The sequence below is a fragment of the Sphaerochaeta sp. PS genome (assembly GCF_032144095.1).
Lineage (GTDB): Bacteria > Spirochaetota > Spirochaetia > Sphaerochaetales > Sphaerochaetaceae > Sphaerochaeta.
The window spans coordinates 271081-286378 of the sequence record NZ_JAVSNJ010000001.1; the positions used below are offsets into that span (position 1 = coordinate 271081).

At 43.2% G+C, this 15298-nt stretch carries 15 protein-coding genes; 5 read left to right on the plus strand and 10 right to left on the minus strand.

The genetic code is table 11. The features are described from left to right. Positions 1 to 54: 54 nt before the first annotated feature. From ROJ03_RS01320 to ROJ03_RS01335, 4 genes are all read left to right on the plus strand, one after another. Complete coding sequence (locus tag ROJ03_RS01320; protein WP_313725181.1) at positions 55 to 2064, plus strand: class I SAM-dependent DNA methyltransferase; 2010 nt, start codon at positions 55 to 57, stop codon at positions 2062 to 2064. After that, positions 2057 to 3451: a restriction endonuclease subunit S gene (locus ROJ03_RS01325; RefSeq protein ID WP_313725182.1), complete on the plus strand. Its 1395-nt coding sequence runs from the start codon at positions 2057 to 2059 to the stop codon at positions 3449 to 3451. Before ROJ03_RS01320 ends, ROJ03_RS01325 begins: the two co-directional genes overlap by 8 nt. A gap of 2 nt (positions 3452 to 3453) precedes the next feature. Next, positions 3454 to 6432, plus strand: coding sequence for a DEAD/DEAH box helicase family protein (locus ROJ03_RS01330; RefSeq protein ID WP_313725183.1), 2979 nt, complete (start codon positions 3454 to 3456; stop codon positions 6430 to 6432). A 71-nt stretch (positions 6433 to 6503) separates the two neighbouring features. Further along, a complete protein-coding gene (locus ROJ03_RS01335) occupies positions 6504 to 7325 on the plus strand; it encodes a GIY-YIG nuclease family protein (RefSeq protein ID WP_313725184.1) in 822 nt (273 codons plus the stop codon). 90 nt (positions 7326 to 7415) lie between these two features. On the opposite strand, the gene ROJ03_RS01340 is transcribed toward ROJ03_RS01335, so the two are convergent. The 3 genes from ROJ03_RS01340 to ROJ03_RS01350 form a co-directional block, all read right to left on the minus strand. After that, positions 7416 to 8768 (minus strand): ATP-binding protein, encoded by a 1353-nt coding sequence (locus tag ROJ03_RS01340; protein WP_313725185.1) that lies wholly within the window; start codon positions 8766 to 8768, stop codon positions 7416 to 7418. A gap of 497 nt (positions 8769 to 9265) precedes the next feature. Further along, entirely contained in the window at positions 9266 to 9976 is a 711-nt protein-coding gene (locus tag ROJ03_RS01345) for a hypothetical protein (protein ID WP_313725186.1), read from the minus strand. Continuing rightward, positions 9969 to 10418, minus strand: a complete 450-nt coding sequence (locus tag ROJ03_RS01350; protein ID WP_313725187.1) for a TFIIB-type zinc ribbon-containing protein — start codon at positions 10416 to 10418, stop codon at positions 9969 to 9971. Before ROJ03_RS01350 ends, ROJ03_RS01345 begins: the two co-directional genes overlap by 8 nt. 319 nt (positions 10419 to 10737) lie before the next feature. On the opposite strand from ROJ03_RS01350, the gene ROJ03_RS01355 reads away from it, so the two are divergent. Continuing rightward, positions 10738 to 11139, plus strand: a complete 402-nt coding sequence (locus tag ROJ03_RS01355) for a recombinase family protein (RefSeq protein WP_313725188.1) — start codon at positions 10738 to 10740, stop codon at positions 11137 to 11139. 296 nt (positions 11140 to 11435) lie between these two features. Here the strand turns inward: ROJ03_RS01355 and ROJ03_RS01360 are convergent, their stop codons facing one another. The 7 genes from ROJ03_RS01360 to ROJ03_RS01390 form a co-directional block, all read right to left on the minus strand. Next, positions 11436 to 12224: a transposase gene (locus ROJ03_RS01360; RefSeq protein ID WP_313725189.1), complete on the minus strand. Its 789-nt coding sequence runs from the start codon at positions 12222 to 12224 to the stop codon at positions 11436 to 11438. Positions 12225 to 12269: 45 nt separating this feature from the next. Next, entirely contained in the window at positions 12270 to 12689 is a 420-nt protein-coding gene (locus ROJ03_RS01365) for a hypothetical protein (RefSeq protein WP_313725190.1), read from the minus strand. A gap of 183 nt (positions 12690 to 12872) precedes the next feature. Continuing rightward, on the minus strand, positions 12873 to 13184 hold the full coding sequence (locus ROJ03_RS01370; protein WP_313725191.1) for a hypothetical protein: 312 nt from the start codon (positions 13182 to 13184) through the stop codon (positions 12873 to 12875). Then, complete coding sequence (locus ROJ03_RS01375) at positions 13181 to 13672, minus strand: helix-turn-helix transcriptional regulator (RefSeq protein ID WP_313725192.1); 492 nt, start codon at positions 13670 to 13672, stop codon at positions 13181 to 13183. The genes ROJ03_RS01370 and ROJ03_RS01375 overlap by 4 nt, the downstream gene beginning before the upstream one ends. 404 nt (positions 13673 to 14076) lie before the next feature. Next, on the minus strand, positions 14077 to 14220 hold the full coding sequence (locus ROJ03_RS01380) for a hypothetical protein (RefSeq protein ID WP_313725193.1): 144 nt from the start codon (positions 14218 to 14220) through the stop codon (positions 14077 to 14079). A gap of 22 nt (positions 14221 to 14242) precedes the next feature. Beyond that, positions 14243 to 14422, minus strand: coding sequence for a hypothetical protein (locus ROJ03_RS01385; protein ID WP_313725194.1), 180 nt, complete (start codon positions 14420 to 14422; stop codon positions 14243 to 14245). Positions 14423 to 14556: 134 nt separating this feature from the next. Then, positions 14557 to 14910, minus strand: coding sequence for a hypothetical protein (locus ROJ03_RS01390; RefSeq protein WP_313725195.1), 354 nt, complete (start codon positions 14908 to 14910; stop codon positions 14557 to 14559). Between the last annotated feature and the right edge of the window lie 388 nt (positions 14911 to 15298).

Genomic DNA, 15298 nt, shown 5'->3' on the forward strand with positions numbered 1-15298 from the left:
ATTAGGAAGAGTATGCTACTATGATTGATGGAAAGGGAGGGCTCGAAAAAGTAAATGGATAATCAGACACACAACACAATAGTAAGTTTTATTTGGGGTATAGCGGATGACTGTCTGCGCGATGTATATGTGCGCGGCAAGTACCGCGATGTTATTCTGCCTATGGTCGTTATTCGGCGGCTCGACGCGGTTTTGGAACCGACAAAGCAAGCTGTTCTCGATATGAAGAAGCGCATGGACGACGCAAAAATCACAAACCAGACTCCGGCACTGTGCAATGCCGCCGGCCAGTCTTTCTGCAATAGCTCGCCTTTCTGCTTGCGCGACCTCACTTCGCGAGCGAAGCGACAAGCACTGAAAGCGGACTTCATCGCTTATCTTGACGGCTTTTCGCCCAATGTTCAGGAGATACTGGAGAAGTTTAAATTCCGCAATCAGATAGACACGATGATAGACGCAGACATTCTCGGAGCGGTCATCGAGAAATTCGTAACTCCGACAATCAACTTAAGCCCCTCTCCCATATACAAGGATGATACAAAAACCGAAATTCGTATGCCTGGGCTTGATAATCATGCGATGGGTACGATTTTTGAGGAGCTTGTCCGCCGCTTCAACGAAGCGAACAACGAAGAAGCCGGTGAACACTGGACGCCGCGTGATGTTGTTGAACTGATGGCGGACATTGTTTTTACGCCCGTTAGTGACAAAATTAAAGATGCTACCTATTCCTGCTATGACGGAGCTTGCGGCACGGGAGGGATGCTAACCGTGGCGCAGGAAAGACTGCTGCAGTTGGCGGATGACACCGGCAAGAATGTATCCATCCATCTCTTCGGGCAGGAGATCAACCCTGAAACATACGCCATTGCTAAGGCTGATTTGCTCCTTAAAGGCGACGGTGACCAGTCGGAACATATATATTTCGGCTCGACCCTCTCCGACGACGGATGGGCAACATATCGGTATGACTTCATGCTCTCAAATCCGCCCTACGGCAAGACATGGAAAACCGACGCCGAAAAAATGGGCGGTAAAAAAGACATCCTTGACAGTCGCTTCAATGGAACTTTGGACGATGGCACCCAACTAACAATGATTCCGAGAGTGAACGACGGGCAACTCCTATTTCTCTTGAACAACGTGGCTAAGATGAAAACCGATACACCGCTTGGTAGCCGCATTGCGGAGGTACATAATAGCTCGTCGCTGTTCTCTGGCGAAGCTGGTTCAGGCGAAAGTAATGCCCGCCGCTATTTGATTGAAAATGACCTTGTCGAGGCAATCATCGCTGTGCCAGAGAAGATGTTTTATAACACTGATCTTGGCACATATATTTGGGTTATATCGAACCGCAAGGAAACTCGACGTAAAGGGAAAATACAACTTATTGATGCAACGTCAATGAAGTATCCTCTAACTAAAAACCTTGGGAAAAAGAATTGTGAGTTTACGGAAGATTTGCGCCATCAAATCGTTGATATTTATATGCGCTTTGAGGAGAGCGAAGTAAGTAGAATATTTGAAAATCGCGACTTTGGATATTGGTACGTAACTGTTGAACGCCCACTCCGCCTGCGTGTTGACCCGAAAAAACAAATCCCTGTAACTGCATTAAAAGCAGCTGAACTGAAAGCTTACTGTGCCGCAATTGCCAACCTGCCGCATGGTACGCCGCTTGACGACTGGATGGCATTTTCGAAAGCAACCAAGATGAAAGCCACACTGCTCAAAAAAGTGCGCCCATTCATCACTGAAAAAGATCCGACCGCAAAGCCGGTGGAGGGTGAAGCCGATAGTGATTTGCGTGATACCGAAATCATACCGTTTTCCTTTACAGGGGGAATTGATGCATTTATTGAAAAAGAAGTGAGACCGTATGCTCCAGATGTATGGGCTGAAGATAATCAAACAAGAATTGGATATGAAATTAGCTTCACGAAGTATTTTTACAGAATAGTGGAGCTACGCACGATGAAAGACATTATTGCGGATTTAAAAACATTAGAAACCGAAACCGAGGGTATGCTGGCGGACATTATCGGAGGTGTAAGTAATGAATAAATCTTACAGTGCATATTCGCCTGTTGAAACGCGATGGATGGATTCTGTTCCATCGCACTGGTCTGTCTTGCGTCTCAGAAGAGTTCTTAAAGATAGAAAGGAACGAAATGACCCAATACAAACGGATTTCATTTTGTCTCTTACTGCGAAGCAAGGTGTAGTGCCCTACGCAGAAAAAGAAGGTGTTGGCGGAAACAAGCCAAAGGATGACTTGACAAAATATAATATTGCCCGAGCTAATGACCTGCTTGTAAATTGCATGAATGTTGTCGCTGGTTCAGCAGGAGCATCAAAATGGGATGGTGCAATAAGCCCTGTTTATTATGCCTTGTATCCGCGTGACGAATCCATCAACATATGGTTTTATCATTATATATTTCGTTTGCTAACTTTTCAAAGAAGCCTAATAGGACTTGGAAAAGGCATACTCATGCATGAGTCAAGTACGGGTGCTTTGAATACAGTAAGAATGCGTATCTCGATGGATTACCTAAATAGTGTATTGCTACCAATTCCTCCACGTGAGGAGCAAGACCAAATTGTCCGATATCTTGATTGGCAATTGTCCAAAGTGAAGAAGCTCATCTTATCGTTAAAAAAACAGATTGCTTTGTTGAACGAAAAAAAGCAAGCATCCGTAAGTTATTATGTTACTCATGGCTTGCATGCCAATAATTTAAAGAAGAGCGAGATTTACTGGTTAACTTGCGTTCCAGAAAATTGGAGGGTAACAAAACTAAAGCATATTCTTCACAAGGAAAAAAGATCAATTCCAGACGATGCTGAACTTCTAATTTGCTCAAACAGTGGTGATGTAAAAAAGCGTGGTAATAGTAAAATTGGACTTGTAGCATCCTCGCATGATGTATATCAAGGAGTTGCAAATGGCGACCTTCTTATTCATGGGATGGATACATGGCACGGTGCTATTGCGATTTCACAGTACGACGGTATGTGCACACCCGTTGTTCATGTTTGCACTTGTAAGGAGAGTAAGCGTTTTGTAGCCTACTACCTAAAGATGATGGCATACACAAAGGTATTTAAAGCCATATCCAACGGTGTCCGTAAGAATACCAGCGATTTCCGTAGTTGGGATAAGGTGGGGGACTTGCTTATAGCCTTACCATCTGTGGACGAACAAGAAAAGATTTCAGACATTATCGAAAGCACATTAATAAAAATCGATTTAATAATTGAAAAGTATTCGGCTCAAATTGACCACCTACAAGAGCTTCGCAACCGCCTCATCTCCGATGTTGTCACAGGCCAGTTTGATGTGCGCGATGTTGAAGTGCCTGACTTTGAATATATGGCAGACGAATCCGACGATGCATCCGATGATGAAAATATCGATACCGAAGAAACGGTGGATGAGGAGGAATAGACATGGCAGTAACCGACACAATGGAAAAAGGACTTGAATCCTTGATTGTAAAATGGCTGGTTGATCAAAACGGCTATGAACAAGGCGTGAGTGCAGACTATAACCGTGAACATTCAGTTGATGAAACGCGGCTGCTTCGCTTCCTATCCGAAACCCAAATGGACGAGATGGAGAAGCTCAGCGTTTTTTCAAGCGACCTCAAAAAGGCAAAGTTCCTTGACCGTTTACGCGGTGAAATTGCCAAACGCGGTGTGATTGACGTGCTTCGTAACGGCATGAAGATGTATCCCGCCGACCTCATTATGTTCTATACCACTCCATCTCTGAAAAACCAAAAGGCGCAGGAAATGTTCAAAAAGAACATTTTCAGTGTCACACGTCAGCTCATGTACTCGAATGATACCTCACGATTGGCGCTCGACCTGTGCGTTTTTATCAACGGTCTGCCTGTCATCACCTGCGAACTTAAAAATCAGCTGACAAAGCAGAACATTGACGATGCCGTATATCAATATCAACACGATCGCGACCCGAAAGAACTTCTTTTTCAGTTCAAACGTTGTATGGTGCACTTTGCTGTGGACGACGTCCGTGTGAAGTTCTGCACGAAGTTGGACGGCAAAGACTCGTATTTTCTGCCTTTTGATAAAGGCAATAAAGATGGTGCGGGCAATCCTCCTAATCCCGACGGCCTGATGACGGATTATTTCTGGAAGCAGATATTAACAAAAACAATGCTTGCCCATATTATCGAAAACTACGCGCAAGTCGTCGAGGAAACCGACCCCGCCACAAAGAAAAAGACATATAAACAGATATTCCCGCGCTTTCATCAGTTGTCCGTCGTGGAAAGTATACTCGCGGACGTGCGGCACAACGACATCGGGCAGCGGTATCTGATTCAGCATAGCGCAGGAAGTGGTAAATCAAACTCCATCGCTTGGCTCGCCCATCAGCTCATTGGGCTAGAACGAGATGATGGAAGCACAATTGTAGATACCGTTCTTGTCGTGACCGACCGCGTTCTTTTAGATAAGCAAATCCGCAACACCATCAAACAATTTATGCAGGTATCGAATACCGTCGCATGGGCTGAACATTCCGGAAATCTTCGTGATGCCATCAATAGTGGTAAGAAGATCATTATAACCACCGTACATAAATTCCCGGTAATCCTCGACAGCATTGGAAGCGAACACAAGGGTCGTAAATTTGCCATCATCATCGACGAGGCGCACTCATCTCAAAGCGGCAGTATGTCCGCGAAAATGAACATTGTGCTGTCCGGCGAATACTCCGGAGCAAATGAAGAGGATGATGAAGACCGCATCAACCGCCTGATTGAGGAACGCATCAAGGGTAAGAGAATGCTGAAAAACGCTAGCTATTTTGCCTTTACAGCAACACCTAAGAACAAAACACTTGAAATGTTCGGTGTTCCGTACCCTGAGGGTGATGTAATCAAGCATAGACCGTTTCATGTCTACACCATGAAGCAAGCCATTCAGGAGGGCTTTATTCTTGATGTGTTGAAATACTACACGCCGGTGGACAGTTTTTATAAGCTTATAAAAACAGCGCAAGACGACCCGATGTTCGACAAGAACAAGGCGCAAAAGAAGCTGCGCTATTTTGTGGAAAGCGACGAGTTCACCATTTCGCAAAAAGCCACGCTGATGATTGAGCATTTCCATGAACAGGTTGTCGCAAAGAATAAAATCGGGGGCAAAGCCCGTGCTATGGTCGTGACAAGCGGCATCAAGCGATGCATCGAATACTACTACGCTATAAACAAATGTCTTGCGAATCGGCGCAGTTCGTATAAAGCGATTATTGCATTTTCGGGTGTGTGTGAATTCCACAAGGGTACCACGCTAACATCTGCCGGGTTGAATGGGTTCCCCGATAACACGATAGAAAAGGTATTCCGTACCGATCCATACCGTTTTCTCATTGTCGCGGATATGTTCCAAACGGGCTACGATGAACCGCTGCTCCATACAATGTATGTTGATAAAATGCTCTCTGACATAAAAGCTGTGCAGACGCTATCCAGATTGAATCGCTCATGTCCGAAGAAATACGATACTTTCGTGTTGGACTTTGCGAACAAGACATCCATTATCGAGGAGGCGTTTTCGAATTATTATCGGACGACTATTTTGTCCTCAGAAACAGACCCTAACAAGCTGTACGATATTATAGCCATCATAGATGGCTACCAGATTTTCTCACAGGATCACGTCGATACGCTTGTAGGCCTGTACTTGAACGGTGCAGACCGTGACCGCCTCGACCCGATTCTCGATGCTTGTGTAGAACAGTATAAAGAGCTTGAGAACGAAGATAAAATTAAATTCAAAGGCGCTGCGAAGTCCTTTGTGCGCACATACGGATTTCTCGGTGCAATTCTACCCTATGGAAACACCGAATGGGAGAAGTTGTCCATTTTTCTGAACTTCCTTGTTCCAAAGTTGCCTTCACCACAGGAAGACGACCTATCGCTCGGTATTTTAGAGGCAATCGACCTTGACAGCTATCGCGTTGAAGCACGTGAAGCCATCTCGCTGACACAGGAAGACGCAGATGCGGAAGTCGATCCTGTTCCTGTAGGGAGAGTCGGTGGTATGGGTGACCCTGAGCTGGACTTGCTCTCTTCTATTTTGATGGCGTTTAATGATATGTTCGGCAACATCGACTGGAACGACGCTGACAATGTACGCCGTCAGATTCTTGAGATCCCGGCAATGGTATCTAAGGATGAGAAATATCAAAATGCCATGAAGAACTCCGACAAGCAAAGCGCTCGTATGGAAAGCGAGCGAGCGTTGCAGCAGGTCATCTTCAGCATAATGGCTGATAATATGGAACTGTTTAAGCAGTTCCAAGACAACCCGTCGTTCAAGAAGTGGCTCTCGGATTTGGTGTTCAACCTGACATATAACGAGAAAGGTGAACCATTCGAGAAGCCGCAGGAATAGCCCCCACTGAAAAACAGGACTTTGGAGGTAATATCATTTCAAAACGGGGAAAAAGTATAAATCTCTTTTTTATGGATGGGGAAGCCAGCGGGCGTATAAAATGCACCCTCGCCAACTGGACGGGCGTCGCCTATAAAAATCCATGCACTGCTCTGGATTTATGCAAGGGACGTGATGACCTCTCACAGAGCGGGATCTATTTTCTGTTCGGTACATCCGACCAAACTGGAGAAAATGTTGTTTATATCGGCCAGGCAGGTGTAAGAAAAAACGGCGAAGGAACCTTATATCGTTTGCAAGAACACAAACGCAACCCTGATAAAGATTACTGGACAGAAGCAGTTGTATTCACAACATCCAATAATTCCTTCGAAAACAAGGAAATAAGCTACCTTAAAAATCGTTTTACGAATATGGCTCTGACAGCAAAACGCTATGCTGTTAAAAATGGAAACGACTCTTCACCCGGCAATATTACAGAGGAAAAAGAAAGCGAACTGGAGGAGTTTATTGACTACTCAAAAATAGTGATGGGAACCCTCGGACACAGGGTGTTTGAATCGCTTACCGAAGTGAAGCATCCTATAGAGATTAATAATGATATTACTATTGAGGGAGATGGACTTCTGCTTCATCTAAAACGGAAAAGCCGCAAGAGTAGACAGACGATTGAGGCTGAATGTAAACAAACAACGGAAGGTTTCGTTGTTCTTAAGGGTAGTCATATTGAACTAAATGATTCAGACAGCATTCCACCCGGCATTAAAGAATTCCGGCAAAAAGCCAAGGTTAATGAAAACGGTATCTTACAGGAGGACGTTCTCTTCAAGAGTCCATCCTATGCTGCCGCTTTCGTTATTGACGGTCATGTATTGACTTGCACTTTATTCTGAATCAGGTTCCTGTTCTTATCGATGATTGATAGGAAAAATTATCCTATTCCCATTCATGATAAGGATAGGCAACAAGGAACTAAATATCCGCTATTGGCCTTGAGTTATATTTTGAGTTTCGGTTCTTGCTACACATTCTTCTAGATTCAATCCTTCATCAATCCAACAAATTGCTCGGCGCAAGTTGTCAGCTAATTTATCTTTAGCGGATGCATAGTGTTTGTTAAACCATATCTGTAATAGTTCTCTTACATATTCAGAGTTGGAGATAATTTCATCTTTATTCAAACTTCTTATGGCTTGTAGACAATAGATGATGTCATTAACTTCAATGTTTTTATTAATTTGCTTGTTAAGAATTTGATTTTTATATTCTCTTTTTTTTATAGCTAAACTTGTGTTACTATTTGGGATTGTAAGCTGTTGAGTTTTTGAATCTTTAAGGCGCTCGATAAGTTTACCTCGCGTAGCTGATCTTGAAATCACACCCTCGAGCATCTCAATAGTATTGGATACGGTCATTCCCGATTGTCTGATAAAATGGTACACAGGTAGGTACCCAGTAGTTTCGAAACAGATTTGCTTGATATATTCTTGTGGCTCAGGAATATCGTCCTGTCTCAGCATGCTGAGAATTATATCGGAAGTCCGAATTCCTTTGGTTTTCAAAATACGGTTATTGGATTTGCCACTAATAATTCCGCTAAGAGGTTCTAAAGTGCCAATCAATTTTAAAACGGGTTTCCCTTCAATTTCGGAAAACTCACCTTCTTTAATAAAGGATAGCTGGCTGAGCAATGATTCATCAATTAGAAATGAGCCGCCGAGCCCAGTCACACTACCAGTGTGAATATCAAAAATCCCGGCTTCACGGACACCTATTCTCGCAATGCTTTCGAGATGGTGCATCCAAAGACGTTGTTCATTTTCTCTTTTTGATTCTAGGATCATTTTTAGCTCAGGATATTTTATGCGTTCAGTACGTCCTCGATATCGGTAATAGATATCACATTCTTTTAATTCCTTTCCAGCATCCTTTATACAGACTACAGGTTTATCTTTTGACTCGTAGATATATAAAAGGCCAAAAATATGGCCTTCAAGTTCGTACTCTTGAATTTCCCAAGCTATTTCGGGGGAAAAGTGTTCGTTGAAATTCCTTGATATCTTCTCAGGATCGACGTTTTCAAATAAAATCAAGCTTTCCCCTGTGAGGCCTCGAAGCAAGTGGGGCTTGTTAGCTATACCAAATACTATATATCCTCCTTTTGTATTAGCATATGCTGCACTGGTTTTGAGATATTTTGCCAAACTATTCCACCCAAATGACTCTTTAAATTCTAGGTTACTACTTTCCCTTGAGGCTAATCTTTCTGGACTTTTCGAGGAAATCTTGAATATTTCATTCAAATATGCTTGGGCGAAAGGCTCCTTTATTTCCATGTAATAGCTCCTATCCGGACTATCCGCCATCACTGACGGTGACCATTGAATGATTCGGGAAAAACTCTTCATTCTCCTGATCGGCCTCTGACGAAATATAACATGCCGAACTTGTACCTTATATGTCTTCCAACCTTGTATGCTCTATGAAACACACTTCTGACAGAACCTCAGTAACCAATTACTGCCTTTTTATCATTTCTCCTAGTAATTATTACTCTGATACTTACGATGGATGTTTGATTTTTTAAGACATAATTCAGGGACAGAGGACCGCATTTGAAATAAATATACGAACTTCTGGGATGATTCTCGCAAACTATCAAATAATTACTCATATTAATGATTACTGTAGTGAAGAGTATTTGCCTGACGTGTAAATTGATAGTCAAGAATGATGATATTTGTTTTAGTTTTCAATTATTCACCCCCCGATACCTGGAATTTGTATGATGAAAGAACTTATAGAGGCGATGGCCGCTGCAAAATGCACTGATTTAAATGTAAGTGTTTGCAAGCCCCTTAATGTAACCTTTCTTGGGAGAAGGTTGGGATAACTCATCTCTTACAGCTTCCAAGCTTTCCTCAATTTCTTCTTTCTCTTGCGGGGAGAAGTTATCGGATATTGTTTTCTTCGCTTCCTCGATAAGCTTCAACAGAATGGCCATATCCACCCCGTTATTCTGGGTAGCGTTTATTGTGGCGTGATCGCTAGCCAGATTGACCTGTCCATTGTTTGTAGTGATTGAATACCTGATATTTTCATCCATACCCATGTCAACACCTATCTTCTCAAGATACTTCCTGATATGTCCGATCAATACATATACAACGCGCTTGTTGAATTCGTCTGACATATCTTGATATTTGTTAGAACTTGAATAAGAATCTGCAACTGTAGTAGGGATATTGAGTTGATTTTCAGCACAATACTTCAGGATATGGTAAATATTGGATACTTCTTCTTTTTCACTAGAACCTAATTCAATAATTGCTCTCTGATCTCGAGTAACATGCTGAATTTCTTCTGCGACATCATATGAGGTGGGCCCACAGTCTATGATAAAGTCGTAAGTGACAGGTTGGCCTTCAATGAACATCAGGAATTTTTTCAGCACATCACTATAGTCTTGGTAATCTACTCGTATCAATCGACTTGAAATACCATTGAATTCAAGCAACAGTTTCTTAAGTTCTCTTTTATTCAAACTCATCATTCCTGACCCCACAGAATGGGCAGTAACACCCACTGATTCTAAGTGATTGGCTGACCTTTGCGTTATGATGGCAACAGGAGAACTTTGTGATTATCAAGTTGTCTATTGATGCGTCTATCTGGTTTTCATATTCTGGTTTTGGTTTCTTTCCAGCTTTGAAGGTAACCGCGCCATTATTGAGCTTTCGTTCCATCGCTTTCATTTTATCGAATATTAGGTCATTCATGTAGTTCTTGGTTTTTGCTATCGCCAATTCGACAACATCTTCTGTGAGGTAATTATCATTCACTAGACCGCAAGAGGGGCAATAAATTTCCATTACATTGTCATCATGGAAATCATCTGGTGTGATTTTAAAAAGCTCTTTGCATAATGGACATTGAAAGAGTACATACCCATCGTCATCGGCAGGAATGCTGATAGAGAATTCCATGCTTAGACCTCCCTTTTTGAAAGTACTAAGGTAATCGTTGGTAAATAATCTATAAAATCAATATAACTATAAGCCTATAAATATCATATGTAAACATTAGTCCATGTAATAAAGAGTAAATATAATTAGGTTGCATAAATTTGATAGCCCAAATTTATTCATCCCCTACGATCCGTGCTATACAGGACCAATCATGCCAGATGAAGGACAGCCGGAAAGAAAGAGACGTATAATCCCAATAATCAAGCCCATTCCATATCGATACGGGCGCAAGCGTGTGGCCTTGTACTGCCGCGTCAGCACGAAGATGGAAAGGTAGTTGAACAGCCTCTCGGCCCAGATGGATTTCCAGAAAGAGGAGATACTGGACCATCCCCATTGGAAGTACATCGATACCTATACCGACATCAAGTCCGGACGCAGCATCAACTCCCGTCCAGGGTTCAAGCAGATGATGGCCGATTGTGAGGAGGGGAAGATCGACCTTATCTACACAAAGGCGATCAGCCGCTTTGGCCGGAACTGCATGGACTTCCTGATGACACTCCGCCGTCTGAAGGGACTCCAGGTGGACGTCTTCTTCCAAAACGAGAACCTTTTCCTTTTCAGCGAAGCAGGGAAGTTCCTCCTTACTTTCCATACGGGCCATCGACAGAATAATATTCTTTCATCCAATAATTTTCTGTTGCACAATAAGGTTTTTCCTTTATGTCTTTATTAGAAGGTTTCAATTTATAATTCTTCCTGTTTGGAGAAGTATCTTTACTGCTAAAAATATACTCAGTAAAAAGTTTTTAGCACTAAAACCTTTAAATAGTGCGTCTAAGGCCTGTTTTAGCTTTTTATATCCCAATATGATTGTATCAAAGTCCACGGCAAGACGTCCCTTAGATGAACTAATGTTCTATCCACCAACCAATCAACGGTACAAATATCTATTTTGAACCTACATGTGTACTGTTAGTAACATATATTAAAAACCAATGTTCACAACTTTAGCCAGAAGGCCTCTTAATCTCAGCAATTTGACTTAAGATTGTGATGGAATTTGGTCTTTCTCTTGTTTTTTGCCCTAGGTACTGTTCGGTCCGGCGTGATGGGGCAGACAAAGGTTTGGGCTCTCTTCATTATCAGGGTCACTTGGTTTCTTGCCGTCAAGGCATGAATGAAGTCGTCACGCATGATGCCTATGAACTTGTTACGGTTGACCTGGTACTCGTATTTGTTCTCTTTGCCTTCTCTTTCTTTTCGGAGCTGCTCGTCTATATCTTCTTCCATGACCATGAGCATGGTAGAGGCAAGTATAGTCGTCCAGAAATCCTGCTTGAGGGTGTTCTCCGTTTTTCCTGTGAAGTTTTCCACCTGGAATCGGTTTTTCAGCAAATCGTAAGAGTTTTCTATACCCCATCTGAGAAAGAATATCTTCCTGAAATCTTCTGCATCGTGCCCAGTGTCATTGGTGATCACTGTCTCCACCTGGCCCGAGTCCAGCTCGAACTTTACGACCCTTACGGGCGAGCTCCCGATGTCCACCGTGGTGTCACATCCGAGGAGAAGGGCATCGATGTCACAGTTGGACTTGGTCCTGCAACGCATGAGGTAGGTCATCCCTCTTTTCTCGAATTCCTGGATGAGGCCGATGGAAGGATACCCCCTGTCAAGGATGAACATGCTCATCTGGTCCCCAGGACGCAGTTTCTCATACCTTTCCATATGGGAGACGGCACAGGAACGTTCATCAGGCTTCGCGCAGAAGGCGGCGTCGATGAAGCGGTTGTTGCTGATGTCGTACAGGCAGGAACCCAAGGCAGTGGGCGATGAGCCTCCTGCACCGGTGCAGAAGTATTTCTCTCACAGCTGCGGCAGATTGGGAAGCGCTATCTTTATCCCGTCGATGGCCAGATAGGTCCAGCCGTCGGGGCTACGGGCGGGGAGCCTGTCCATCTCCCCATGGTGTTCAGCCTCAATCTGCGTTTCGAAGAGATGCCTGAGAGGGTACACCGAAATCTGGTTCCTTGCCTTTCTGAAGGCTTGCTGCGAGACTTCCATTGTCACTCCCAATCCCTTGGTATGCTTGCACAGTCTGTGTAGCTTCAGGCTGGTTGACTCACGTCCTACATCCATCATTGTAAGGAGTGTGGAGTGCAAGTTCAACTTGCGTTCGCGGGTGAATGAACGGGGGAAGGCTGCCATCCTTGAACTTACAAGCAGCTTCGGATCGTTGAGAGCGGCAAGGAAACGGAGGGACCAAGAGCGGAGAAAAGGATTCATGGACAACCTTTACCTATTTAATAATGATATCGTTATTATATGCCAGAAGCAAAAAATGTCTTAATTTCTTTCAGGAAATATAAATATTTTTATTTCTAGGGCAAGTTTAATCTCTAGGAATCGCTAAGTTGTGAACATTGATTAAAAACTCCAGATTGATGATTTTAATACATTGCTAAAAGATTAAGAAATTATGTTCTTTTGGTTTTGCTCCATAAGTAACGGTTTGACTTGTTCGAGAAACCAAGAAAAGATTTTTTCTCTTTCAAAAAATACATCAGATCCAAAATTCAAGAAAGGAACTATCTTTGGGTTTGCTAAAATGAAACCCGCAAGATCTGCCGATTCAAACCCCAAAAGGGAAGCGACTTCTTCAAGGCTTAAAAAACGGTAGTAATCAAAGGTAGCACTATATGGTAATTCGCCACATTGAGGGTGTGCACTTAAAAATGAAATATAGGAAGCATTGATTTCGTTTCTTGATAGGAAATTCATATTTCACATCCTTCAGGTATTATAATTGTTTTGTTAGAAATTAATAAAAATGATGAGACAGATATCTCAAAGGCTTTGCAGTAGATTTCTAAAGTAGATAAAGTTGGAAAGCTTTGGTAACGTGAGTTCTCACGTAAGCTAATTGAACTTAATTGAAAATGAGTTAACTTTACCAAATCTGTCTGAGACAGTCCTTTCTGGATACGGATGTTTTTTAAAGTTGAGGATATGCTGGTTGGAGTGATTTTCACTGGGTCTAAATGCTTTTTTTTAGGAAATTCTCGGGTTTCTGCAAATTCAATAAATTGAATAGGATTTATTTTTAATGCATCGGAGATTTTGATCACGGTATCTAACCATGGATTCCAATTTTGCTTCTTCAGGATTTGTTCAATCCATCTTTCAGAAACGTTTGTTAGTTTGACAAGAGTTTTGATTGAAATTTGTTTTTGTTCCATCAGTAAAGAAAGTGCGGTTTGATATTGCAAGGCATCGCCTCCTAAATAGGTCGTTTACTATTTAGGCCACGATATATGCATTTTGCTTCAATTGGTCTTTCAGAACAAAGAGGATATGTAGCCTCGCAGTAGTTGCAACCAATCTCATAAAAGAAAGGTCGATAATACTAATAGTTACATTTCAAGTTTATAGGAGGATTTAATAATTCGTTTCAATGCTGTTCAAAGAAGTGGTTATTATAGGGACAATCTTGTAGTTCTCAACCTGTATTTACACATGGCAGATTATTATGAGTTCGCCGGCGCAACCCAACCACTTGGTCGGACATAACCCAGCTAGTTAATGAAGTAAACCCTACCAGTGAAATTACAGGTAGAGATCCTGGATTCTATGGTTTATCAGAACACCTTTTCCTTATTGGAAAAGACATTGACTAAACACACGGTTGTATACCTACCTCTGGTGACAATGGAGCAATGTCCTGCTTACTCATCAGATCAGCCACTCTCTCAAGTGCTTCTGCTAGAGCCTTGAGCCCCTTCGCCCCCTCAAGCAATAACAGGGTTGTGTCTTCCATCTTCTGTTCCTACTTGCTGTATCTAGTGGATCTCAATGCTTTTGACGCTTTTGCCTGGGGTGGGTACGAGCTCTTCGCTGTACTCGCCGAGCAGGAGACGTAGCAGCCTAGCCGGGATTCTCCGGCTACGGCTGCCTAGCACCTCTTGGGTAGGCCCGTCACCTTGGGCCACATTGATCTGGACCCTGTGTTGAAGTTTCATTTCGTATCTCCATTGCTGTACGGGGTTTCTCCCGAAGGTTGCTGAGGCATAGCTGCCATCCTTTCGCTTCCTCTGCTTAGTACCGGGAAACCGTACCCATTGGTGTGAACGGGGATTATGCATCCCCGAATTTCTCACCATAAAGTGTCTGAATGCCTCTGAATGCGTCTGATCATCTTTCTCCTGCGGCTTCTGATGGCGTTGTCGGTGGTTCCTTCCTCCTTTGCGATATCGACCAATTTTCTACCCTCAGACAATCTCCAGTAGAGCTCCTGCTGTTCGGGTATGAGGAGGGGAATGCTCTCATGTACCCGGCCGCGGATTGAGGGAGGAAGTTCCTCCCTCAAGGGCACAGCCTCAGGGGATTGGGAAAGGACGGAGATGCTTTCGATGGGATCATCTGAAAAAGCATGTGGGTTTCTTTCGTGGAGGGTTTTCGAAAACTTGAACCTTGGGTCCTGGATCTCATCCTCATACCGGTTGTTCAAGCGTTCAGCCTGCTAGGAGTCGCGGAAGACAGTGATTGTCTCCTCGGTGATGCCATCCTTACCTGGGGTAAGAAGGTACGGTTTCCCGTTGATGTAATAGTAGAATTCTGCTTTGGCGTCCTTTGCCATGTGTGCCTCCCGCCTGGGACGGAGGGCGAGGACATGACGCCATTCGAAGCCGTGATGATCAGATTGCTAGCCTGAGGGCACAACGAGACCAGGAGACCCGAAACAGCCCTTCAACACTTTAAGTGTGACAGGCTGATGCATCAGGATTCCTCGCCCTAAACGTTGTCAGGCTCGAATCAATTTTATTGTTGATTTAATGCACCATAGTTCATAAAAAAATATACCCCCAAGGTATCAGTAGCCAGCAGGAAACCCTACC